At 33.1% G+C, this 24,747-nt stretch carries 26 protein-coding genes; 12 read left to right on the top strand and 14 right to left on the bottom strand.

The annotated features are described in order from the left end of the window. Nucleotides 1-282 precede the first annotated feature (282 nt). From ABD816_RS08285 to aat, 3 genes are all read left to right on the top strand, one after another. Nucleotides 283-1,161, top strand: a complete 879-nt coding sequence (locus ABD816_RS08285) for a flavin reductase family protein (RefSeq protein ID WP_344926349.1) — start codon at nt 283-285, stop codon at nt 1,159-1,161. A gap of 5 nt (nt 1,162-1,166) precedes the next feature. Then, nucleotides 1,167-1,544, top strand: a complete 378-nt coding sequence (locus tag ABD816_RS08280; RefSeq protein ID WP_344926348.1) for a DUF3127 domain-containing protein — start codon at nt 1,167-1,169, stop codon at nt 1,542-1,544. 260 nt (nt 1,545-1,804) lie between these two features. Beyond that, nucleotides 1,805-2,443, top strand: coding sequence for a leucyl/phenylalanyl-tRNA--protein transferase (gene aat / locus ABD816_RS08275; protein WP_344926346.1), 639 nt, complete (start codon nt 1,805-1,807; stop codon nt 2,441-2,443). 60 nt (nt 2,444-2,503) lie between these two features. On the opposite strand, the gene ABD816_RS08270 is transcribed toward aat, so the two are convergent. Further along, nucleotides 2,504-3,067: a DNA-3-methyladenine glycosylase I gene (locus ABD816_RS08270; RefSeq protein ID WP_344926343.1), complete on the bottom strand. Its 564-nt coding sequence runs from the start codon at nt 3,065-3,067 to the stop codon at nt 2,504-2,506. A 100-nt stretch (nt 3,068-3,167) separates the two neighbouring features. Beyond that, nucleotides 3,168-4,436, bottom strand: a complete 1,269-nt coding sequence (locus ABD816_RS08265; RefSeq protein WP_344926341.1) for a leucine-rich repeat domain-containing protein — start codon at nt 4,434-4,436, stop codon at nt 3,168-3,170. A 292-nt stretch (nt 4,437-4,728) separates the two neighbouring features. On the opposite strand from ABD816_RS08265, the gene ABD816_RS08260 reads away from it, so the two are divergent. After that, nucleotides 4,729-5,340 carry a thioredoxin family protein gene (locus tag ABD816_RS08260; RefSeq protein ID WP_344926340.1) on the top strand — a complete coding sequence of 204 codons (612 nt, stop codon included), beginning with the start codon at nt 4,729-4,731 and terminating at the stop codon, nt 5,338-5,340. Nucleotides 5,341-5,394: 54 nt separating this feature from the next. Here the strand turns inward: ABD816_RS08260 and ABD816_RS08255 are convergent, their stop codons facing one another. Genes ABD816_RS08255 through ABD816_RS08225 form a run of 7 tightly spaced genes read right to left on the bottom strand, consistent with a single transcriptional unit; the run spans nt 5,395 to nt 10,129 of the window. Then, nucleotides 5,395-6,069, bottom strand: coding sequence for an energy transducer TonB family protein (locus ABD816_RS08255; protein WP_344926338.1), 675 nt, complete (start codon nt 6,067-6,069; stop codon nt 5,395-5,397). A 57-nt stretch (nt 6,070-6,126) separates the two neighbouring features. After that, nucleotides 6,127-6,828: a tRNA pseudouridine(55) synthase TruB gene (gene truB / locus ABD816_RS08250; RefSeq protein ID WP_344926336.1), complete on the bottom strand. Its 702-nt coding sequence runs from the start codon at nt 6,826-6,828 to the stop codon at nt 6,127-6,129. A gap of 6 nt (nt 6,829-6,834) precedes the next feature. Continuing rightward, entirely contained in the window at nt 6,835-7,629 is a 795-nt protein-coding gene (locus ABD816_RS08245) for an undecaprenyl-diphosphate phosphatase (protein WP_344926335.1), read from the bottom strand. 58 nt (nt 7,630-7,687) lie between these two features. Continuing rightward, nucleotides 7,688-7,951: a DUF3098 domain-containing protein gene (locus tag ABD816_RS08240; RefSeq protein WP_344926334.1), complete on the bottom strand. Its 264-nt coding sequence runs from the start codon at nt 7,949-7,951 to the stop codon at nt 7,688-7,690. A gap of 58 nt (nt 7,952-8,009) precedes the next feature. After that, entirely contained in the window at nt 8,010-8,396 is a 387-nt protein-coding gene (locus tag ABD816_RS08235) for a hypothetical protein (RefSeq protein ID WP_344926332.1), read from the bottom strand. A 6-nt stretch (nt 8,397-8,402) separates the two neighbouring features. Continuing rightward, nucleotides 8,403-9,236 carry a prolipoprotein diacylglyceryl transferase gene (lgt, locus tag ABD816_RS08230; protein WP_344926330.1) on the bottom strand — a complete coding sequence of 278 codons (834 nt, stop codon included), beginning with the start codon at nt 9,234-9,236 and terminating at the stop codon, nt 8,403-8,405. Between the two features lie 14 nt (nt 9,237-9,250). Further along, on the bottom strand, nt 9,251-10,129 hold the full coding sequence (locus ABD816_RS08225; protein ID WP_344926329.1) for a cell division protein FtsX: 879 nt from the start codon (nt 10,127-10,129) through the stop codon (nt 9,251-9,253). A gap of 179 nt (nt 10,130-10,308) precedes the next feature. On the opposite strand from ABD816_RS08225, the gene ABD816_RS08220 reads away from it, so the two are divergent. The 7 genes from ABD816_RS08220 to ABD816_RS08190 all read left to right on the top strand — a co-directional run bounded on the left by ABD816_RS08220 (nt 10,309) and on the right by ABD816_RS08190 (nt 19,156). Further along, complete coding sequence (locus ABD816_RS08220) at nt 10,309-11,247, top strand: ketopantoate reductase family protein (RefSeq protein WP_344926327.1); 939 nt, start codon at nt 10,309-10,311, stop codon at nt 11,245-11,247. A gap of 3 nt (nt 11,248-11,250) precedes the next feature. Next, the gene (locus ABD816_RS08215; protein ID WP_344926325.1) at nt 11,251-12,114 is read left to right on the top strand and encodes a UbiA family prenyltransferase; all 864 of its coding nucleotides are present in this window, start codon (nt 11,251-11,253) and stop codon (nt 12,112-12,114) included. Between the two features lie 109 nt (nt 12,115-12,223). Beyond that, complete coding sequence (gene leuS / locus ABD816_RS08210) at nt 12,224-15,061, top strand: leucine--tRNA ligase (protein WP_344926324.1); 2,838 nt, start codon at nt 12,224-12,226, stop codon at nt 15,059-15,061. 143 nt (nt 15,062-15,204) lie between these two features. Next, nucleotides 15,205-15,465, top strand: a complete 261-nt coding sequence (locus ABD816_RS08205) for a SemiSWEET family sugar transporter (RefSeq protein ID WP_344926322.1) — start codon at nt 15,205-15,207, stop codon at nt 15,463-15,465. 133 nt (nt 15,466-15,598) lie between these two features. After that, nucleotides 15,599-16,714, top strand: a complete 1,116-nt coding sequence (gene ald / locus ABD816_RS08200) for an alanine dehydrogenase (protein WP_344926321.1) — start codon at nt 15,599-15,601, stop codon at nt 16,712-16,714. Nucleotides 16,715-16,961: 247 nt separating this feature from the next. Continuing rightward, nucleotides 16,962-17,654 carry a zinc metallopeptidase gene (locus ABD816_RS08195; protein WP_344926318.1) on the top strand — a complete coding sequence of 231 codons (693 nt, stop codon included), beginning with the start codon at nt 16,962-16,964 and terminating at the stop codon, nt 17,652-17,654. Nucleotides 17,655-17,737: 83 nt separating this feature from the next. Beyond that, on the top strand, nt 17,738-19,156 hold the full coding sequence (locus ABD816_RS08190; protein WP_344926317.1) for an FAD-dependent oxidoreductase: 1,419 nt from the start codon (nt 17,738-17,740) through the stop codon (nt 19,154-19,156). A 63-nt stretch (nt 19,157-19,219) separates the two neighbouring features. On the opposite strand, the gene ABD816_RS08185 is transcribed toward ABD816_RS08190, so the two are convergent. The 3 genes from ABD816_RS08185 to ABD816_RS08175 form a co-directional block, all read right to left on the bottom strand. Then, entirely contained in the window at nt 19,220-20,539 is a 1,320-nt protein-coding gene (locus tag ABD816_RS08185) for a glycosyltransferase family protein (RefSeq protein WP_344926316.1), read from the bottom strand. Continuing rightward, nucleotides 20,536-21,006: an Lrp/AsnC ligand binding domain-containing protein gene (locus ABD816_RS08180; protein WP_344926314.1), complete on the bottom strand. Its 471-nt coding sequence runs from the start codon at nt 21,004-21,006 to the stop codon at nt 20,536-20,538. The genes ABD816_RS08185 and ABD816_RS08180 overlap by 4 nt, the downstream gene beginning before the upstream one ends. Before the next feature lie 82 nt (nt 21,007-21,088). Then, nucleotides 21,089-22,459: a saccharopine dehydrogenase family protein gene (locus ABD816_RS08175; protein ID WP_344926313.1), complete on the bottom strand. Its 1,371-nt coding sequence runs from the start codon at nt 22,457-22,459 to the stop codon at nt 21,089-21,091. 151 nt (nt 22,460-22,610) lie between these two features. Between ABD816_RS08175 and ABD816_RS08170 the strand changes: the two genes are divergently transcribed. Further along, nucleotides 22,611-22,994 (top strand): DUF423 domain-containing protein, encoded by a 384-nt coding sequence (locus ABD816_RS08170; RefSeq protein WP_344926312.1) that lies wholly within the window; start codon nt 22,611-22,613, stop codon nt 22,992-22,994. Nucleotides 22,995-23,132: 138 nt separating this feature from the next. On the opposite strand, the gene ABD816_RS08165 is transcribed toward ABD816_RS08170, so the two are convergent. After that, nucleotides 23,133-23,879, bottom strand: a complete 747-nt coding sequence (locus ABD816_RS08165) for a uroporphyrinogen-III synthase (RefSeq protein ID WP_344926310.1) — start codon at nt 23,877-23,879, stop codon at nt 23,133-23,135. Nucleotides 23,880-23,910: 31 nt separating this feature from the next. Further along, nucleotides 23,911-24,564, bottom strand: coding sequence for a DUF4271 domain-containing protein (locus ABD816_RS08160; protein WP_344926308.1), 654 nt, complete (start codon nt 24,562-24,564; stop codon nt 23,911-23,913). Nucleotides 24,565-24,747 lie beyond the last annotated feature (183 nt).

Raw genomic sequence — 24,747 nt, 5'->3', positions numbered from 1 at the left:
TGTGTTAACTAAATCCTAAATATAAACGTTTTAAAACTATTTTATTGCGTTCATTTCGTTAACTAAATCTAAATAATTAGGCTAATTCTTGATGAGGTATTACATAATGCGTAACATCCGGTTCATTAACAAGTATCTAAAACTAAAGTAAATTTCAAAACTTAGTTAGTCCTTTAAGAAGAATCGCTAAGCCTGTTATCTTTATCATAAAGTCATATCTGCACACCTGCCTTTACCATAAATACAACATTATATATGTATATTTGAGTTTTAAACTTCTTTATGATACAGATTGATCCATCCCAAGTATCCACACGTAAATTACATGGTATGATGCTAGGTGCAGTAGGTCCAAGACCCATTGCCTTTGCCAGTACAATTGATACAGAGGGTAACCCAAACCTTTCTCCCTTTAGTTTTTTTAATGTCTTTAGTGCTAATCCCCCGATTCTTATTTTTTCTCCTGCCAGGCGAGTACGAGATAATACAGCAAAACATACCCTGAATAATGCATTAGCGACAAAAGAAGTGGTTATTAACATTGTATCTTATGATATTGTACAGCAAATGTCATTGTCGAGTACAGAGTATGCAGAAGGTGTTAATGAGTTCGAAAAATCCGGATTAAGTATGGTGCCTTCAAAAAAAGTAAAGCCTTTTAGAGTAGGAGAATCTCCGGTTCAGTTTGAATGTAAAATAAATGAGGTACTTTCTATGGGTGAAGAAGGCGGTGCCGGAAATTTAATTATTTGTGAGGTGCTGATGATGCACGTAAAAGAGAATGTTTTAAACGCAGATGGTGCAATCGATCAACATAAAATAGATCAGGTAGCTCGTATGGGAGGAAACTGGTATACACGTGCTAATCAAGGTATGTTTGAAGTGCCAAAACCATTACAGAAGCTGGGTATAGGTATTGATGCATTGCCAAAGGAAATAAAAAATAGCACAGTATTTACAGGTAATGACCTTGGTAAACTTGCAAATGTAGAAAAGATGCCAAAAAATGCAACTGCTAAAGCTTTTGTTAATAAAAATAGTGATATTAGAGATAAAATTCAGGATGCTAACCTAATAGAAATTCATAAATTTGCAAAGCAGTATTTAGAAATCAATGAAGTAGATACTGCATGGAATATTTTAGCAGCAATACAATACTAAATAAGATGGAAGTACAAGGTAAAGTAAAAATGGTAGGTGAGACACAAACTTTTGGAAACAATGGTTTCAGAAAGAGAGAGATTGTCGTTACTACAGAAGAGCAATATCCACAGCATATTATGGTCGAGTTTGTGCAAGACAAAGTTGATTTGTTAAACTCTTTTCAAGCTGGTCAAGATGTAAAAATAAGCATCAATTTACGTGGTAGAGAATGGGTAAACCCACAAGGAGAAACTAAATATTTTAATTCTATTCAAGGATGGAGAATAGAAAGTTTACAACAAGGAGCTCCATCTTCTGTTCCTGCTCCGGCAGCTCCGACAGAAGCTTTTGAGCCGGCTACGAATTTATCAGAAGATGATCACGATGATCTTCCATTCTAGGTGCTAGAAATTATACGTATCTTAAACCTATTAGAAGTTTGATATTTGTAGGTTTACAATTAAGATAAAAAAGCAAAAAGTCCGATACATCTGTGTCGGACTTTTCATATTGTGATTTTAAATGAACCTTTTAATAAAACTCAAAAAAGCAATGATGAACAAAATTTATCTTAAAAGGTCTTAACAAAGATTATGATTTTTTTGACTAAATCAAACAACTAATTGATATTTAACGTTATAGAAATATTATCTCATTTGTTTTGTACTTACTAGATAGTTCCATACAATTTCCTCCTGTATCTTCTGCCTATGAAGATGGGTTGCTGGCAGTAGGAGGAGATCTCTCTGTGCCACGATTAGTCAACGCATATCAGAATGGAATTTTTCCCTGGTATGATGAAGGTCAGCCTATTATGTGGTTTAGCCCTGATCCTAGGATGGTACTTTTTCCTGAGGAACTAAAAATTAGTAAAAGTATGAAGCAATTAATCCGTAAAGATCAATTTACGATTAGTTTTAATACCGTTTTTGAGCAAGTGATTGAGCATTGTGCAATTACCTCCAGACCTGGGCAAGATGGTACCTGGATTACATCAGATATGAGGAAAGCATATACAGACTTATATGCCTTAGGTTATATTATTTCAACAGAAGTCTGGCAAGAAGGAGCACTGGTAGGTGGTTTATACGGTGTATGGTTATCGGATAAAAAAATATTTTGTGGAGAGAGTATGTTTTCTAAAGTTAGTAATGCTTCTAAGTTTGGATTCATAAAATTAATCGAATTTTTGAAGGAAAAAGAAGTCCGATTGATCGATTGTCAAGTACATACAGATCACTTAGCTAGTTTAGGAGCTAAAGAAATTCCTAGAGATGTATTTATGAAGTTTCTAAAATAGGTTTTTGAAGAAATAGTTGTTCAGACTAAAAATATACAAGTACTATATATCTGTATGGCTTTAAACTTCTTTATATCTAAAACATCCAATCTCATGGTCATTGACCATGCCAATAGCTTGCATGAAAGCATATATAACTGTAGACCCCACAAATTTGAAACCACGTTTTTTTAAATCTTTACTGATAGTATCAGAAACTTGAGTATTGGCAGGACAATCCTTATGGTTTTTCCAAGTGTTAACAATCGGTTTTCCTTGTACAAAATTCCATATATAGGAATCAAAACTGCCAAATTCATCTTGTATCTTTATAAAATTCTGAGCATTGGTAACAGCAGATTTTACTTTGAGCTTATTCCTGATAATTCCTTTATCTTGTAGCAACTCATCCTTCTTTTCATCTGTGTATTGCGCGATCATTTTATAATCAAAATTATGAAAAGCATCTCTAAAATTTTCACGTTTACGCAGAATGGTAATCCAGCTTAATCCAGCCTGAAAGGTCTCTAAAATTAGGAATTCAAATAATAATTGATCATCATGTAGAGGAACTCCCCATTCGTTATCGTGGTACTTTTCATATAAGGTGTCTCCTACACACCAGCCACATTTGTGTTTTTCCATAGATACAATGATTAAGAAATGTCTTTAGTTACATAAGCAGAATAATAAAAATACAGCTTTTAAATGTAGAAAGTAAAAATAATTAAAGAACTCGTTTATTCTAAAAACTAACAATACAATTAGGTAGCAATACTTGTATTCTTTCTTTTTCAGTTTCTGACAAGTTATTGCCAAATATTTTAAGCTTCTTTAAATTTTTCAAATTTGCAATTGATGTTTCAAATGTTGATATTTTGTTTCCATCCAGATATAATTCTTCCAGATTCTTTAGCTTGTAAATTGATGCAGGTACTTCAGTTATTCTATTATAGGATAATGAAAGTATTCTTAGCTTTTTTAGTTTTTCTATAGTTTTGGGTAACGTGACCAGACGATTATTTCTAAGGTATAATCCATCCAGGTTTTTAAGATATTCAATAGATTCGGGTAGTTTAGAGATTTTTTTATTGGATAGGTGAAGGGTAAAGACATTTTTTCGGTTTCCTAATGCTTTTTGCAAAGAATAATACCCACTATCAAAACTAATCGTACAAGCAGGTAATAGCTGTTTGATTTTTACTTTTTCCTGATCAGAAAACTTATTTCCGGAGAGGTCTAACTCTTGTAATGTTACTACTTTATCTAGATGTATAGGTAACGCACTTATTTTATTATGATTTAGGTACAATGATCTTAACCTTGTTAAAGAACAAATCGATTCTGGTAGTTGAGTTATTTTATTCTCTTTTATAACAAACCATTCTAGTTTAGATAGTTTTCCAATTGAAATGGGGAGCTCACTAATTTGGTTAGTTGATATGTCCAATGCTTCTAAATTGATCAATTGACCAAAGGATTCTGGTAAATCATTAATTTGATTTTGCTCCAGTAATACTTCACGTAAGTTAGTCAGATTTCCAAAAGAAGCTGGTAGACCGGTCAGCTGATTTTGCCGTACGTCAATTTTTTTTAGGTTTTTTAAATTTCCAAATGATACGGGTAATGTATTAATTTTATTTTCTTTTAGAACAAGCCACCCTAATTTTTCAAGACTCCCAAAGGATTCAGGTAAGGTACTAAGTTGATTGTTTGATAAAATTAATAATTCCAGTTTTTTGAGATTCCCGAAAGATGCTGGTAACTCAGTAAGTTTGTTTTGTTCCAGATAAAGTGTTTGTAAGTTTGTAAGTTCTCCAATAGATGCAGGTAGTTCAGTAAGTTCATTGTTTCTTAAATCAAGCGTATATACAAGTTCTTTATTAGTAAGTGCATCTTCTAATGATGTATATATTTTTTCAATTTGAGCATGGAGATTGGCGCACCCTAGTAGGATAACTATGGTTACTAAAGTTTTTTTTAATGGTATGAAGTTTTGTGATTTTATAAGCAAGTATGTCTGTTTTATGATAAAGATAGTTGTTAGGTTTGATAATGATTAGAAGATGTCATTGTTTTTTGATATTTTAATATCTGCTGTACGTTAAAATAGATTAAATGATTTATATTAAAGTAATATTAAGATAGTTTTGAATACAAATTTTAAAAATATCTTGATAGTATGGTACGCCTTAATCAGTGAAGATAGGTTCACTGTTTTCAGTGACAAGGTAGTACCTGATTTCGTCCATTTGTAAGTTTTAAGAATAAATAGCGTCCTATTTTAAAGAAAATATAAGAGGAAGATGGAAATAACAACAATGAGTATAAAAGAACTAATTGAACGAGGAATTCAAGACTCATATTCTTATCAGGAATATAGAACATTGATCAGTAAATTATTAGTAGATGGGAAATCTACCGGACACGAACAATCGGAAGCATTGACCAATTACAGCATGTTAAATGATCGCAGAATGAGGCGCTTAGATAAAACATTAAAAATAGATAAAAATACCATTGATATTTTTTCTAAACACAAGTTTGATGTTACCTGGTTAGTGCTAACAGAAGGCTGGTGCGGTGATGCCGCACAGTCATTACCTGTGATTCATAAATTAGCCTCGTTGAATGAAGGTATTGTTTTAAGAATTATTTCCAGAGATGACCACGATGAATTAATGAGTTACTTTTTAACTAATGGAGGTAAATCGATCCCTAAATTAATCATTTTTGATAATGAGAAAAAAGAGGTTTTGAATTCGTGGGGTCCTAGACCTTCAGTTGCTACAAAAATGGTGCAAGACTATAAAGTAAAACACGGAAGTTTAGATCCGCAGTTTAAAGAAGATCTACAAGGGTGGTACAATAAGGATAAAGGTAAAAATATAACAGAGGATTTGCTCGCGCTTTTGTAAGAATTTAGGAATATATTATTTAATACTTTAATTGAATAGTAAAATAAAATTACCCTACCCTCCGTAATTAAAGAAATAAGTAATTATCCCTTTTTGTTCAGCTAATTGTGCAGAAGAGAATTGAGCTCTTCGCGCATATTGTGCGGCATTTTCAAAAAGGCATTCGTTTTTAGTGGTAGATTTTTTTCTATCAATCTTAGTGTCTACGACATATCCATTTGCATTTACTTCAATCTTTACTACTACTTTACCACTACCATTACACGTATATACCGGATTGGGAATTTGACCTAATACATCTCTTCCTTTCAGAGAATAGCTGGAAGAACTGTGTCTATTATTACTTTCTTTACTTATAGGTTTTTGATTTTTTTGATCATCCTCCTCTTCATCTATTTGCTCATCAATGGGTATCTCCCCTTCAGCCAGATTAGAATTTTCTGCACTTTCAGCATCGGCTTCTTCAGCTTCTGTTAGAGATTTTATGCGCTCTTCAAAATCATCAGGATCTTCAAAATCTTCATTAAATGCATTGTGTGTTCTTTTTGCAGCAATCAATTCACGATTTTCTTTTTCCAAAGGTTCCTCTTCCTCTTCCTCCATCTCTGATAGAAATTCTTCTGGAATTTCCATTAAAATTTCTGAACTAAGTTCTTTCTTCTTATTGATCATGTTAATGTTATAGAGACTGAGAATAAAAATTCCCATTAACATAGTTGTAATGATCAAAGCTTTATGTTTTTCTACAAACTCCATACCCTAATAACGTAATTCTTTTTATTTTTCCTATATAGATTGAGCGCATAATTGCTTTTCAAAATCTTCAGGAGTAATAGCATCTGTTACAGAAAAACTACCAATTTTAGTTCTTCTTAATGTGCTAAGATGTGCTCCACTTTTTAATACTTTTCCAAAATCATGTGCTAATGATCTGATGTAAGTTCCCTTGCCACAAACTACTCTAAAATCTACTTCAGGTAATTGGATTCGGGTTATTTCAAATTCTTCAATAAGAATCTTTCTTGATGTAATTGCTACAGCCTCACCATTACGAGCATATTCATATAATCGTTTTCCATCTTTTTTTAATGCTGAAAAAACGGGAGGAAATTGATCGATTTCACCAATAAATTGTTCTGTTGCTTTCTGTATACCTTCTTCTGTAATATGGTCTATCGCAAAGGTTTCATTTATCTCTGATTCTAAGTCATAAGAAGGTGTTGTCGCTCCTAATGTAATGGTTCCTATGTATTCTTTAGATTGTCCCATAAATTCCTGAATACGCTTCGTGAATTTTCCTGTACAAATAATAAGCAAACCCGTGGCTAGCGGATCCAGTGTGCCAGCATGGCCAACCTTGATTTTTTTTATAGTGAATTGCTTACGAATACACCAGCGAAGTTTATTAACTACCTGAAATGATGTCCATTGCAATGGTTTGTCGATCAGAAGTAACTGACCCTCTTTATAGTCTTGTTCGGTTAACATTAGGGGCTATTTAATAAAACCAAATGTGATGGCTATCACACCAACCACAATACAATATAAGGCAAAATATGATAATTTACTCTTTTTGACCAAAGAAATCATCCATGTACAGGCAAAAAGCCCAGAAATAAAAGCAGCTATAAAACCGAGTATCAATGAAAGACTACTGTTAGTTTGTACCGTAAGATCACCACTTACGATGTCTTTAGCAATTTTCCCAAAAATAAGTGGTACAACCATTAAAAAAGAAAAACGAGCGGCTTTTGTTTTATCATTACCTAACAATACAGAAGTAGAAATAGTGGCACCACTTCTCGATATACCTGGTAACATGGCAATTGCCTGAGCAATACCAATCACAAAAGCGTTAGAAAAACTAATTGATTTTAAGGTGTCTTTTGCTTTGTCTGCAAACCATAAGAGGATAGCTGTTACAATAAGCATACATCCTACAAGCATCACATTGCCCCCAAAAAGCTGTTCTAGTTGTTCTTCAAAAAATAAGCCGATAAATACTGCAGGAATCATAGAGATTAAGATTTTAATAGAAAATCGAGTCTCTTCATTATTTTGAAATTGGAGTAATCCTTTCACAATTTCAAAAACATCTTTTCTAAAGACAACTAATGTACTTAACGCAGTTGCAAAATGTAAAACAACAGTAAATAGCAGTGATTCTTCAGGAATACTTTGATCCCCCAAAATGGCCTTACCTAATTCTAAATGACCACTGGAAGATACCGGAAGAAACTCCGTTAATCCTTGTATTACTCCCAGAATAATTGCATCAATAGTTTCCATATAGAAAGATGTCTAAATTGAGTGCAAATATATAATTACGAAGAGATAAAATAAGAGTTTACTCCTTTTTCTTCTTATTTGGGTTTAATAAAATAGCGTATACTTCAATCCCAAAACCAATTAAAACCACCGTTGGAGCTAAGCGAATTCTCCTAAAATTATAAATATCAGGATTAAATACATTAGGATCATCACTTCCGCCACCAGCCATTAGAATGAATCCCAATGCAATGACCGCAATACCAATTGCCATGACAATATAGTTTTTTTTCCCAAAAACGAAATCTGCTTCGTGAGGTGTATTTTTAGATTCTTTATTCATCAATAGTATTGTTTATCTGTTGCACAAAAGAGGGAATCAATATTTAAAAATAAGCGTTTCAATCCTGAATGATTTCATTAAAAATAATCCGATCATTTATAACAACTTTTGAAATATGACCCATAATTCCGTCGCGTGTAAATATAGTCCATCTTTTTATAGGATACAAAACAACTCTTTTATTAAGAAGGTCTCCTGTTAGTTGTTCAATCGTTAATCCTTGCTGCAAACCTCGATTAATATAATAAATATGAGGATCATTCTCTAAAGTGATCACGATATCAAAACCAGCACTCTCTTCAATCTTTGTAACTGTCCCTTTAATTTCTATGACATCATCAGGTTGTACATTGCGTACCGGTTTGAAAGTTTGAATGACCACCCACATAAATCCTACAAACAAGATAGAGGAGATTGCAAAGAATATTTTACCGGTTTTTTGCATTTGATATTAGATTTTTATTGCAGTAAAGTTTGCTGTTTTTGGGTACATAAAAACTAAAAAGAAGCCTGTTAAAATAAAAGGGATACTTAATAATTGTCCCATATTGAGTGCCATAGCGTCTTCAAAAGCGACTTGATTTTCTTTTGAAAATTCAATAATAAATCTAGCTGAAAACATAAGGATCAAAAATATTCCAAAAAGTACTCCACGTTGCTTGCTTACTATTTTTTTCTTGTTTAAATAAAATAAAAGAACAAAGATGGCTAAAAATGAAAAAGCTTCATACAATTGAGTGGGATGTCTGGCAATAAGATCATCTCTCATAAAAACAACTCCATAATTACTATGCGTAGGTTTTCCATAAATTTCAGAATTCATAAAGTTGCCAAATCTTATCAAAGCACATCCTATGGGGATTACTATACTTAGCTTATCCATAATCCATAAAAAAGGTGTTTTAGTTTTGTATACATATAATGTAATAGCTGCTAAAATGCCTATGGCGCCTCCATGACTTGCCAGACCAGCAAATCCAGTAAAAGTCCAACCAGCATTACTGATTTTAAATGGAAGAAAAATTTCTAAAGGATGTTGAGAGAAATATGCGAAATCATAGAATAAACAATGACCCAATCTCGCACCAACCAGAGTTCCTATAAAGACATAATTGGTAAGGGTGTCCAGATCTTTGGTTGGAATGCCTTCTGTAATAAATATTTTTTTTAAAAGTGTGTAGCTTAGTAGTAAGCCTGTAATAAAAAATAGACCATAATATTTTAAGGGAAAAACACCAAAAAGAGTTGTGATTTCAGGATCTACATTCCAATAAAAAGGCTCCATAGTGTTATACGATTTTAGTAATATAGCTCATCCGTTCTCAAATTTAAGAAACGTTGCGTGGCAAAGAAGGTACTGATCCAGGTAATCACTATACCCAAGCCAAAAACACCAATAAATAAACCAGCTAAAAGGGTTACATCACTTAGTAATGCTAATTCAGGAAAAGCTTCATTTAGATAATATAATACAATAGCAACTCCTATAAGTGCCACAATGGCTCCAATCATTCCCAGGCGAACGCTTTTCCAAACAAAGGGTTTTCTAATAAAAGTTTTTGTAGCACCTACCATTTGCATGGTTTTGATAATAAAACGTTTAGAATATACTGATAAGCGAATTGAACTATTAATTAATAGTACTGCGATAAAAGTAAAAATACCACTGATAAGTAAAACCCAGAAACTTATTTTCTTGATGTTGTCATTAAGTAATGAAATCAATGGCTTGTCGTAAATGACTTCATCCACAAAATCTTTCTTAGTAATTGTAGATGTGATTTCATCAATTTTTACCTGATCTACAAAATCGGCTTTTAAGAATACATCGATAGAATTTTGTAACGGATTATAACCCAGAAAGTCCATGAAATTTTCACCAATATCTTTACTATGCGCTTCTGCCGCATCTTCTTTAGAAATAAAAGTAGTGGATTTAGTGTATTCTGCTAATGCTAAACTTTTTTCCATTTGTTTGATCTCTACGTCTTTTGCCGTATCCTTCAAATAAATGGTCAGTGCAATTTTTTCTTTAAAATGATCTGCTACTTTCTTTGTATTCAGTACTAACAACCCCAATAATCCTAATAAAAAAAGTACCAGAGAAATACTAATAACTACAGAAAAATAAGAGGATATTAATCTGCGTTTCTGATATTTTTCAAAAGATGAGCTCATGATAAGGTATTTTGCTGGTAAAAATAATAAAGTTAATTAACTTTGATACCCTAGTACAACGTATTAAAGCAATTAAAATTTTCAAAATTTAGGTGAGATAATTGATAATTATTTATGGAGATGCATTTTCTGTATTTTGTTAGCTCACTATAAGGAGATCTAATATCTAAATAATTAATATGCATATAGTAATCATAGGAGTTGGTGGTGTGGGAGGTTATTTTGGTGGAAAAATGGCAGATTCAGGTCAAAAAGTGACCTTGGTTGCCAGAGGTAAACATCTTAATGCGATACAAAATCATGGACTAAAAGTAAAAAGTATATCCGGAAATTTTATAACACATCCTTTTCTGGCAACAGATGATATTAGGAAAGTAGATAAAGCTGATCTGGTGTTAATTTGTACAAAATCCTGGCAGGTTAAAGAAGTTGCAACATTGATTCGACCTATATTAAAAGAGCATTCTGTAGTGATTCCGTTACAAAACGGAGCTAATAATGCTGAAAAAATATGCTCAGTATTGGATAAAAAACATGTATTGGGTGGATTGTGTAAAATATATAGTAAAATAGAAGCGCCAGGTATTATTTCTCACTTTGGGCATCCTCCAGAAGTTATTTTTGGAGCACTGGATATGCATTGTAGTCAAGATGTAGTAGAACGAATAAAAAAGGTTAAAGAAATCTTTGATGAAGCAGGGTTTAAAGGAACTATCTCCAAGAACATTACAGTGGATATCTGGAATAAATTTATGTTTATTGCTGTGGTAAGTGGTCTGGGAGGATTAACCAGAGCTACCATTGGTGAGATGTGTAAAAATGAAGAATTATATACAATGATGGAGCAAAGTGCTCACGAAATCTATAAAATTGGTATGGCTCGTGTCGTAGCGTTAGAAGAGGATACTGTAGCTAAAGTGATGCAGTTTATAAGAAATCAACCCTATGTTTCAACCGCATCTACCCAACGAGATCTTATGGAAGGACAACCTTCAGAATTGGATAATTTTAATGGTTTTATAGTAAGAGAAGGTAAGAGGCTGAATGTTCCTACTCCTGTACACGCGTTTATATATGCTTGTCTTCAACCTATGGAAGCAAAAGCCAGAAAAAAATAATGTATGAATCTTATTGATTTAAAAATTTCGAGACCAGGGCTTTGGTTTCCTACACTTTGGATTTATTTAGTTCCTTTTAGTAATGAGGTTGGGTTTTGGAAAACCATTCCTTTTTGGTTAGGGATTCTTTTTGTTACTTTTCCCTTAAACTATCTGGTGTATGGATTAAATGACTATAATGATAAGGAAGCAGATGCAGTAAATGACCGGAAAGGAAACTTTTTGTTTGGAGCCAAAGCTTCCGCAGTACAATTAGCTTCTGTGCCAAAAAAAATGATGATACTTATCATACCATTTATAATTTTATTTACCATAATGTCAGGATATAAAATGTTTATTTTATTAGCTGTGATGATCTTTGTAAATATTATATACAATTTTGAACCTTTCAGAATAAAAGAGCGTCCACCCTTTGAGATTATAATACAAGTTGGATATGTAGTGACGGCTTATTTTTGTACAGAACTTAATGATTTGCCCGCATTGCCGTGGCAAACAATGCTATATTTAGGATTGTTTGCTTTTCAGGCACATATTGCAGGAGAAATTATGGATATAGAACCGGATATAATTGCTGGTAAAAGAACCACTGCTACTTTACTAAAAAGACAAAAGACTAAATTACTTATGTTATTGCTATTAGTTGTTGAGGTGTATATCTTATGGTTCTGGTTTAATGATATAGTATTGGCAGGGTTTTTAGCGGTGTTTTCTATATGGTTATTTCTAGATGTTTTTATTATTTTTAAAGAGAAACCTTACACTTTATCGCAGATGAAACTATTTGGTTATGCAATCAATATTTCAGCAATAGCATCTATGGCTTGGACATTATATGCTGGTAAGTTAATGATGCCTGTGTTTTAAACCACAATGAATTGATATTGTCTTATAGTATCATCTGGCAATTTATAATCGACCATAAAAGAAGGTAATCACACATAAAATTGTAAATTTGCGGTCTTAATTTCAGATAATGAATTACGATTTTAAAACCATTGAAGCCAACTGGCAAAAATATTGGGCAGAGAACAAAACGTTTAAAGCTGAAAACAACAGTGAAAAACCAAAATATTATGTATTGGACATGTTTCCTTATCCATCCGGAGCAGGACTGCATGTGGGGCATCCGCTAGGATACATAGCTAGCGATATCTATGCCAGATATAAGCGTCATAAAGGGTTTAATGTGCTCCATCCACAAGGCTATGATTCCTTTGGCTTACCGGCAGAACAATATGCAATCCAGACAGGTCAACATCCTGCTATTACAACTAAAGAAAATATTGCGCGTTACCGAGAGCAATTAGATAAAATAGGATTCTCATTTGATTGGAGTCGAGAAGTACGAACCAGTGATCCAGATTATTATAAATGGACACAGTGGATTTTTATACAGTTGTTTAATTCCTGGTATGATATATTAACTGATAAAGCCAGAGATATCAGTGATCTGGAAACTATTTTTGCAACTGAAGGAAATGGTAACATTCAGGCGGTTTGTGACGAGGATATTACCGTATTTACAGAAGTGGATTGGAATCGTTTTTCATCAAAAGAAAAACAATCAATTTTATTAAAATACAGACTTACCTATTTAGCAGAAACAGAAGTAAACTGGTGTCCAGAGCTAGGAACTGTGTTAGCTAATGACGAAATTGTTAATGGAGTTTCTGAGCGTGGAGGTTATCCTGTGATCCGTAAAAAAATGACGCAATGGAGTATGCGTATTTCTGCATATGCAGAGCGATTATTACAGGGACTAGAAACTATTGATTGGACAGATTCGCTTAAAGAATCCCAGCGTAACTGGATAGGCAAATCAGTAGGAGCGAGCGTTACTTTTAATGTACTTCCCTTAGAGGAAGATTTAGGTGGGGATTCAGGATTAGGAATTGAAGTGTTTACGACACGTCCTGATACTATTTTTGGGGTTAGTTTTATGACATTAGCGCCAGAGCATGAATTAGTTGCAAAAATTACAACATCAGCGCAGAAGGAAGCGGTAGACGCATATATTGAAGCAACAGCAAAACGAAGCGAACGCGAACGTATGGCAGATGTGAAAACCATTAGTGGTGTTTTTACTGGAGCCTATGCGGCGCACCCATTCACAAAAGAACCAGTTCCGATCTGGATTGGAGATTATGTGTTAGCTGGATATGGAACAGGTGCAGTCATGGCTGTACCCTGTGGAGATCAACGAGATTATGATTTTGCTAAACATTTTAATATTGAAATTCCTAATATTTTTGAAGGGGTAGATATTTCTAAAGAAGCATTTACAGATAAGGAGAAAACTGTTATTGGGAATTCTGATTTTCTTAATGGATTAAAATATAAAAAAGCAGTAAAAACAGCTATTTATGAGCTGGAGAAGTTAGGGCAAGGAGAAGGAAAGACAAATTACCGATTGCGTGATGCGGTATTTAGCCGTCAGCGCTACTGGGGAGAACCTTTTCCAGTATATTATATAGATGGGATGCCGCAAATGATTGATACTTCTCATTTACCGTTAGAATTACCAGAAGTAGAAAAATACTTGCCTACAGAAACAGGAGAACCACCCTTAGGTCGTGCAGATGATTGGGCATGGGATACTTCTAAAAATGAAGTAGTTTCTAATGATTTGATAGATCATAAAACAGTCTTTCCATTAGAATTAAATACGATGCCGGGTTGGGCAGGAAGTTCGTTTTACTTTAATAGATACATGGATCCCAATAATGAGGAAGTCTTTGTGTCTAAAGAAGCTGTGGATTACTGGCAAAATATAGATTTATATATAGGAGGGAACGAACATGCTACCGGTCATCTATTATATGCACGTTTCTGGCAGAAGTTTCTATTCGATAAAGAATATCTTCCAGTAGATGAATTTGCAAAGAAATTGATTAATCAGGGGATGATCTTAGGTACTAGTGCTATTATATATAGAATAAGCGGTACAAATACATATGTGTCTAAAGGATTAAAATCTAAATACGAAACGGAAGATCTTCGTGTTGATGTTGGGTTAATTGACTCCTCAGACGAATTGAATATTGATGCATTGAGAGAGTGGCAACCACAGTTTGAAAAAGCGGATTTTGAATTAGAAGATGGAAAATATATTGTTGGAAGGGAAGTAGAAAAAATGTCTAAACGCTGGTTCAACGTGGTAAATCCAGATGAAATCGTAGAGCAATATGGTGCAGACAGCTTGCGATTGTATGAAATGTTTTTAGGTCCATTAGAGCAGTCTAAACCCTGGAATACTGCCGGAATCACTGGAGTACATTCTTTTTTGAAGAAATTGTGGAAATTATATCATAATGGAGATGTGTTTAATGTCACAAATGTCGAACCGACAAAAGATAACCTAAAGACATTGCATAAAACCATTAAAAAAGTGGAAGAAGATATAGAAAACTTCTCTTTTAATACATCGGTGAGTACATTTATGATCGCTGTAAATGAATTGACAGCTCAGAAATGTACTTCCAGAGCTGTTTTAGAACCTTTATTGGTGGTGCTTTCACCATATGCTCCGCATATTGCAGAAGAATTATGGTCGAAGTTAGGACATACCACTTCTATTGCTACAATGACTTTTCCTGAGTTTGATGCAAGTCACTTAGTAGAGAGTTCAAAAAACTATCCTGTCTCTTTTAATGGAAAGACAAAGTTTACCATGGAACTTCCGCTGGATATGAGTAAAGAAGACATAGAATCGGCAGTGATGGCACACGAAAAAACACAACAACAATTGGCAGGACGCATACCTAAAAAAGTGATTGTAGTACCAGGTAGGATTATAAATATAGTAGGATAAAAATATAGAGAACAATATTAGGTTCATATAGCATGTAATGCTTTACGTGGAAGTATTGCAGTAGAATGAAAAAACAGTAGTGATATGACAAAGTACGATTGTATCCGTTGTATATTCAATTTTCCTATCAGAATAAAATGAAGATGACTAACGCTATAGAAATTTTAGGATTTGTAGCAGCAACGTTAACCACAGCTGCCTTTTTACCACAAGTTTATCAAACCTGGAGAACTAAAAATGCACAAAGTTTATCTCTTTACATGTTATTGATTTTTTTTGTAGGTGTACTCAGTTGGTTGGTTTATGGAGTATTAATTAATAGTATGCCTGTAATTGTTGCTAATGTAGTTACGGCAATTTTAACTTTTATGCTGTTGTTTTTTAAATATACTTACAAAAACTAATGAATATTAATTGAGTTTCTTGTTTTTTAACAATTTTTCAATTTCTTCTTTAAATTATGAATACCTGATTTTTTTAGCACTTTATGTTGCTTTATTTCAAGAAAACATCTAATTTCGACCCAAAATCAAGAATATGATAATTGGTGTTCCTAAGGAGATCAAGAATAACGAAAACCGAGTTGGTGTTACACCAGCGGGAACAATGGCATTCGTTAGTAATGGTCATACTGTTTTTATTCAGCAAAATGCTGGACTTCAGAGTGGGTTTAGTGATGAAGAATATATTGCTGCAGGCGCAAAAACTTTATCTACTATAGAGGAGGTTTATGAAATTGCTGAGATGATCATTAAAGTAAAAGAACCAATAGAGCCAGAATATAAATTGATTAAAAAGGATCAATTATTATTCACATATTTTCATTTTGCTTCTAGCGAACCATTGACAAACGCCATGATGGAGAGCCAGGCTGTTTGTATCTCTTATGAGACTGTAGAAGATCCGGATCGCAGTTTACCACTATTAACTCCAATGAGCGAAGTGGCCGGACGTATGTCGATACAGCAAGGTGCAAAATATCTTGAGAAACCATTAAAAGGAAGAGGGATTCTTCTGGGTGGTGTACCAGGAGTCGCTCCTGCAAAAGTATTAGTGCTTGGTGGCGGAGTTGTAGGAACACAGGCAGCAAAAATGGCAGCCGGGATGGGAGCAGATGTAACGATTCTAGATGTAAGTATGAAACGATTACGATATCTGGATGATGTAATGCCTGCAAATGTAAACACAGAATTTTCTAACGAATACACAATTCGTAAACATATAAGAACCTCTGATCTAATTATAGGAGGAGTATTGATTCCCGGAGCAAAAGCACCTAAGTTAATTACAAAGGAAATGCTTAAAGAAATGCGATTAGGAACTGTACTGGTAGATGTAGCTGTGGATCAGGGAGGTTGTTTTGAAACAACGAAGCCCACTACACATCAGGATCCGGTCTATATTATTGATGATGTGGTACATTATTCGGTAGCAAATATGCCAGGAGCAGTGCCATATACTTCTACACTAGCACTTACTAATGTAACTTTGTCATATGCTTTGCAATTAGCAAATAAAGGTTGGAAAACCGCATGTACAGAAAATGAACCACTAAAAAAAGGACTCAATATAATCCAGGGAAATGTAGTGTATCCTGCAATTTCAGAAGCATTTAATCTCCCTTTGGAGGATGTTAATAATTTTATAAGTTAAACTCGACTATTGGCTAACTCAAGTTTATTAACTGAAGACCTCGCTGTTATGGCGGGGTTTTTGCATTTATTATTGTACATTTAATACAGAAACAGCCTACACTTTTTTCTGTCTGCAATGAATAAGTTGATTTTTATAATTTTGTAGTTATTTTAAAAAGTAAAAAAGCACATTAATTGTTTCAAAGTAGACTATTTTTCGACATAGTCAAAAGTTTAGATGATTTTACAATAAAAAGATTTTAATTATGATTGGATATTATGTCATAGCAGGTATTATATTTCTAGTAAGTACGTTTGTTAGTAACAAACTAAAAAGTAAGTTCAAAAAGTATTCTAAAGTGCGATTGCAGAATGGGTTGAGTGGTGCAGAGATTGCTACAAAAATGCTCGCTGATAATGGAATACGAGATGTTCAAGTGATTTCTACTCCAGGGATGTTAACAGATCATTACAATCCTCAAAACAAAACGGTAAATCTAAGTGAAGGTGTTTACAGTCAAAGAAACGCAGCAGCAGCAGCAGTGGCAGCTCACGAATGTGGTCATGCAGTACAACATGCTACTGCATATAGTTGGTTAACGCTTCGATCCAAAATTGTACCTGTGGTCGGAATCGCCAGTAAATTTTCTAATATTGTAATTATGGCAGGCTTAGTCCTGTATTCTATGGGTAATTTTATAGGAGATACTGTATTTCTTATTGGAATTTTACTTTTTGCAGTGACTACCTTATTTACATTTATTACACTTCCTGTAGAGTATGATGCCAGTAATAGAGCGCTTGCTTGGTTAGAAAATACGAATATGCTTACCAGTGAAGAGCATGATGGTGCTAAAGATGCCTTAAAATGGGCGGCACGGACTTATCTGGTAGCGGCATTAGGTTCATTGGCTACCCTGTTATATTTTGTTTCTATGTTTATGGGAAGAAGGGATTAGTTTTGCGGAACTCATGTTGACTTTTAAGTAAGTTCATCTTAATTTATTGTATCTTTCCTCTCTAATTTTGTAAAGTAATTTTGTTGAGGAAAAAGGTTATTATTATAGGAGCCGGGCCGGCAGGACTCAGTGCAGCATATACTTTAGCAAAACATAATGTAGATGTAACGATTTTTGAAGCCTCACCCTACCTAGGAGGAATGTCCAGAAGTTTTGATCTATGGGGACAACGAGTTGATTTAGGACCTCATCGTTTTTTTACTAAAGAGCCTAAAATAAATAATTTTTTTGATGAACTCATAAAAGACGAATATACTGTAGTAAACAGACTTACCCGTATTTATTATAAAAAGAACTTTTTTGATTATCCGCTTAAGTTAATGAATGTGCTTAAGAATCTGGAATTCTCTACAATTTTTAGCATTTTATCTAATTATGGAAAGCAACGTTTATTTCCTATTAAAAATCCGGATACTTTTGAAAAATGGGTAACAAATCGATTTGGTAAAAAACTATACACGATATTTTTTAAATACTATACAGAAAAACTATGGGGTATTCCTTGTGCTAAAATTGATGCGGATTGGGCGGCTCAGAGGATTAAAGGATTGTCTCTGGTAGAGGCCGTTATTAGCGCTATTAGAGGGAATAGAGGAAATAAGCATAAGACATTATTGGATCAGTTCTCTTATCCATGTAAGGGAACAGGTACCTTATATGAAAAAGCAGCAAGTTTTGTGCAGGCTAACGGTGGAATTATTCATAAAGAAACCCCGATTCAAAAGGTGTTGATTGATGCTAATGTTTGTAAAGGAGTTATAACTACAGATGGCGTAGAGCATTTTGCTGATTATGTGATATCTTCGATGCCTCTCACATCCCTTATACAAGGAATTGAAAGGACTCCACAAGAAGTGCTGAAAGCTGGAGCACAATTGTATTTCAGAAATACGATTTTAGTATATCTTGAAATAAACAGAGATGATCTTTTTGAAGATAATTGGATTTATGTGCATTCACCAGAAGTTAAGCACGGACGCATTACAAATTTCAGAAACTGGTGCCCTACTTTATATGGAGACCAAAAAAGCACCATTTTATGTCTGGAGTTTTGGGCATTTGAAAAAGATGATATCTGGAAAGCCGATGACTCCTATCTTAGCAATTTAGCCAGTAAAGAACTAAAAGCATTGAAGATTTTGTCAGACGAGGATCAGATTGATAATTTTAAAATCGTAAGAGTTCCTAAATGTTATCCGGTATATGAAATTGGATATAGAGATCATCTGGATGTAATCCAAAATTATTTAACAAGCATTGATAAGTTAATACCAATAGGACGATATGGCGCTTTTAAATATAATAATCAAGATCATTCTATACTAATGGGAATTCTTGCAGCCGAAAACATTATTCATAATACGGATGTAAACCTCTGGGAAATAAATACAGATACAGAATATCAAGAAGATGGAGAAGTTAAAGATGTTTTAGTTCAGTAAAGAGATTATGAAAGCATTGAAGAGTAATTTATAGGGCAGTTTATATATAGGTTTTTGCGAATTTTACACCCTTGTTTTCTTTCTTAATCTCTTAATTAAATCTACGAAACCAATAGAGGAAAACAGAAGATATGCTGGTAGGACAGGGACAAAAAATCTGGAAGCACCTAAGGGACCGGTTAGGAAGATTATGTATAATATTATAAACAAAATAAATAATAAAATTAAATTTGTCTTTTTATAATTTATAATCCAAAACCAAATAAAACTAACCACTTTTAATAGATTAAATAGCAGGATTAGAAATAATGTGATAAGTAAAGCTTTAGGTTGATCACCTAGAAATTTTAAGGCACCTTTGATTCCGTTTTCGTTAAGATGATACAGTAATCCAAATTCATTTTTTTTAGATGGGAAATTAAAAAAATTAACGAGATCAAATCTTCCGGGATCTACAAAAATTCGTACACAACCTTTTAAATGAAAGATACCATAGCCTAGCAAATCTTCCTTAAGATACCCTATAGTTGCTGTTTTAATGAATTTTTGTCTTTTTGCATATTCAGGAATGAGGGATGCTTCTTGCAAAATAGTAGTATTGATTTGTTTTGCTTTGCTGAAACCAAATTTTTGTTGATGAAAGTATTTTAAATTCCATTCTAATAAATTAATATTTTGAATACTAGAAAAATCTGAACTTCCGGTTCTGTTATAATTCCAGGAACAGTATAGTACAAATACTACAATAGGGAGCAAAGAGCTCAGAAAGCTGTATTTGATTTTTATCTTCTTATAAAGTGTCCAGGTTATTAATAAATTAGGGAGAATGAAGAGGTAAAAAACTGGTTTTGTTAAAAAGAGCAATATAATAATGAGTTGATACCATAATAGCTGTTTCCAGCTAGGATATTTTAGACATTTATGGAATTGGTACATTAGCATAATAATGAGAAACTGAAAAAAAATCTCGCTCATTATCAAATTAGCGTACATAAACTGAATTAATGAGGTGCCTATAAATACAAAGAGTACTATTTGATTTATTTTAAAATAATTGTCTTCAAAAATTCTTTTAATTAATAAGAGACTGCTTATAGATGCAATGTTCTGAAAAAGTAGAATCCCAATTTTGAATTTGAGAAAAAAAGAAAACACGAGTATGAATAAGGCATAAACAGGGGGTCTCTTTGTATAAAAGATAAAATTAATATCCTCATTTAGGTCTTCACAATAAAATTCAAATTTTTCAAAAATGTTCTGCGCTAATTGTTCGTACTCATGAGAGTCTACCAAATAAAAATCGCCAATAAAAATTTTTAAGAATAAGAATAATAAGTGAATAATGATTAATGATGGAATGAAGAAGCTTTGAGTCTTTTTCATAACTTGATCTGCCGATTAATCTGTTGATCCAAAGATATAAACGTTTCGGTACGAGATACACCTTCGATTGCTTGAATTTCTTTGTTAAGAAGATTCATTAAATGCTCATTATCTCTACATAGAATTTTAATAAAAATAGACCAGTTACCTGTAGTATAGTGGCATTCTATGACTTCAGGAATATTGTTTAATTGCTTTACCGCTTTAGGATTGCTAACAGCCTTGTCAAGATATACTCCTACAAAAGCCATGGTTTTATAGCCTAAAACTTTTGGGTCAATAATAAACTTAGAACCTTTAATTAAGCCTGAGTTTTCTAGTTTACGTAATCGCTGGTGAATAGCAGCTCCTGAAATTCCTATTTTTCTGGCAATTTCCAGAATAGGTCTTCGTGCATCTTCCATAAGATTACGAAGTATCTCTTTGTCAATACCATCAATTTTTAGGTTATCATTTTGCGATTTCATAAACAATTATGTTGCAACTAAGAATCAAAAATACTCTTTTAGATTAAAATTTGATATAAAACAACGCTTAATTTATGATTTGCTATCCTCTTGCTCCGTCTGGATTGTATCCCAAATATTCGCCAGTAATTTCTTTGAATATAATACCGTAGTCTTCTAATTCCTTTAATATGGGCGCATAAATTTCTTCGTGAATAGGTATTTGTACACCTATAGTTGTAATTTCCTTGTTTAAGATGCGTAGAGTAGCCATCGCAACGGGTAGACCTACCGTTTTTGCCATGGCTGTGTATTTTTGATCTTCTCCAATACTTGCCATGGTAACGTCAATCTGTTTACGTTCACCCAGAAGTTCATATCCAAATTTATGATACATAACGATCATATCCTTATCATGAGGATCCAGTGTCCAGGTGTCCATTAATATTTTCTGAAGAATCTGAGCCGGAGTGGCTTCTGGAATTCCTACTTTTTTATCAGGATTAAAAATGTCTAATTCTAATAATTTATCCCAGATACTATCATCCTGATCAATTTTGAGATAATGACGTAACTTTAATTCTACGGAGTCTGTAGGTGAATAGGCGAGAAAAGAGTTTGTGAAATCCCTATAACTCATAGATTCAGAATTTTTAAGGACATAGTCATCTGCTGTCATTCCTAGCTGAACAAATATATTCCATGCTTTAGAAAACCCTACTCTTCGTATGGTTCCACGATATAAAGTCAGGATGTTATTAAGTCCATAAATAGATTGATACTTAAGGGAGTTTCTATTAGCGTAAGCTTCGAATCTGCCGTAACCTTCTACTTCCAGAAATTCTGTTCTTCTGAATAATTTGTGATATGGTATATACTTGTAAGTGCCTTCTTGTAAAAATTCAGCAGCACTACCCTGTCCGGCAATCACTACATTTCTAGGGTTCCAGGTAAATTTGTAGTTCCATAAATTGGTATCGCTTTCTGGGGCAACTAGCCCTCCCGTAAAAGATTCGAATAGAATAATCTTACCACCTTTTTTTCTTATGCGATCAATGACCTGCATTGCACTCATATGATCAATACCAGGATCAACACCGATTTCATTCATGAAAATAAGCCCTTTTTCTCTTACCTCAGAATCAAGTGCTAGCATTTCAGAGCTTACGTAAGAAGCGGTAACCAGGTTTTTTTCAAAACGTACACAATCTTTTGCTACTTCGATATGGAATCTTGCTGGTAACATGGATACAACAATATCAGCATCTTGAATTGCTTTTTCACGACTAGAGATGTCAAAAACATCTAGTACAATCCCATTACAATTAGGGTGATTTTCAGCTAAATTCAGTGCGTTACTAATAGAAATATCGCCAATAGTTACATGTAGATTTTCTGAGATTGATTTATCTTGAAAATATTTAACTAAAACCGCGGTAGATTTACCAGCACCGATGATTAATATCTTTCGCATAGGTCGTATTAATTTGATAACTTTGACACGAAAGTAATAAATACGTTCATAAAAAAGCTTCTTATTTTATCATATTATTATTTATTGAAGGTTAATCCTGAATTAAATTATGTTTTTCATAAAAAAGAAGTTGATAATTGATAAAAACACAATGAATAAACAAATTATAGCAACAGGAGGGATTGCAGCACTGATTGCAGTATTATTAGGTGCCTTTGGAGCCCATGGTTTAGAAAAATTAGTAGATACGGATAGTATTAATTCATTTACTACGGGGGTGCGATATCAGATGTATCACGCGATAGTTTGTATTTTATTGGGAACCATAGAGATTATTTCTGAAACGGCTAAAAAACGTATTTTTTATCTTTTTGTAACAGGAATGATCTTGTTTTCGGGATCAATTTATCTTTTAGTGATTGATGAGGTATTAGGTGTGTCGTTGTCAAGTATTGGTTTTATAACACCTCTAGGTGGTCTTTTATTAATTTTAGGATGGGTTTTCTTTGTCTTTTCTATATATAAGAAACGTTAATACTAATTGTTTTTAAGACCTTGTACTCTCTCTCTCAAGATAGTTTATTTTGCAAATATGTCAGGTTAATCCAGAGCACAAAAAAAGGATCCGAAAAGATCCTTTTTTAATAAGTATAGTATGATAAAAAATATTTTTTTATTTTTTATTGGCTTCTTTGATATATTTCTGAAGTGCCATTGTCATAGATGGTGTTTCAGGTGTGGGCGCTTGAATATCTACAGTTAAATCATGTTCTTCTGCTGCTTTTACTGTGGAGTTTCCAAAAACCGCGATACGTGTATCGTTTTGTTTGAAATCCGGAAAATTCTCAAATAAGGATTGTATTCCAGAAGGGCTAAAAAATACCAGAATATCATAAAATACATTCCTTAAGTTTGATAGGTCACTGACTACAGTCTTATAAAAAACACCTTGTTTCCATTCTATTTTTAATCCATCTAGTGTTTCCGGGATTTCAGGCTTTAACTTATCAGAAGAGGGTAATAAGAATTTCTCTCCTTTATATTTTTTAATTAATGGAGATAATTCCTGAAATGTACGTTTACCCACATATATCTTTCTTTTGCGGTAGACCACATATTTCTGTAAATAATAAGCAACCGCTTCGCTTTGGCAAAAATACTTTAGAGAATCTGGGACTTTATATCGCATTTCATCAGCAATTCTAAAAAAATGATCTACAGAATTCCGACTCGTCAGAATAATTGCAGTGAATTGAGATAAATCTACTTTTTGCTGTCTTACTTCTTTGGCATCAACGCTCTCTACGTGAATAAACGGTATAAAGTCAATTTTCACCTTTTCTTTTTCCTCAAGGTCGAAATAAGGTGAGTTTTCTACTTTAGGCTCTGGTTGTGAAACCAAGATCGTTTTCACTTTCATATATAATGTTTTTTGTAAACGCTTTACTATGTTATATAATTATCTTATATAGTATAAAATAGGGTGCGATTTCAAGTGCGCAAAGATACAAAATAAAATAAAACAAGTTGTTTAAAATGATTTTTTCATTTTTTCTGTATATAAAAAATAGCATAATCAGGTTGGAAAGGAGTAATAAGCCTAGTATTATAAATAATATAATCGCAGTTGGCTTTATTGTATAAAAGAAAACTAAATGTAATGGCAGTAATAACATCCCCATAAAATTGCGATACGATATTTTATAGAATAAATACTCTTCTATAATAGGTTCGATAGAGAAAATAGTGGCAACGATTTTTTCTACTAACATTTTGCAAACCAGTACGACTAAATAAAAGGTAGCGATCTTTAAAAATAAGATCATATTGATGGTTTCCTTTTGCCAGTTCAATACTTCAAAACAAATATAGATGAGTAAGGAGACAGAGAGTACTTGTACTAACATCAAAATTCCATTAAAAATAGTGGATAACTTACTTCCTTTTTGGTGAACAAATATATACTTGTTAGTATTAAAAAGTAATAGAAATTCAGAGAATCGAACTGTATTTGCCAGTCTGGCGGTTGCCAATAATGCTAAACAAATCAACATCACTATGGTGATCCAATTAGTCGATGTTATGTCTCTTGTTATAATTTCCATAGTCCTAAAGAAGGTTAAAATTAAACTATGTTTTTATATACTTGCAAATAAAAAATAAAAAAAAATTTAAGTCAGTCTTTTTTGCAACAATAAGAACCCATAATAGTTATATAAAGGAACTTAGATCAGAACAGCTATTCCTGTTAAAATAACTGAATATAACTAGTAATTATTTAGTTATAT

Source organism: Aquimarina addita (assembly GCF_039539305.1).
GTDB lineage: Bacteria > Bacteroidota > Bacteroidia > Flavobacteriales > Flavobacteriaceae > Aquimarina > Aquimarina addita.
The sequence above is the reverse complement of the archived record's forward strand: the minus strand, read 5'-3'. Positions and strand labels throughout refer to the sequence as shown.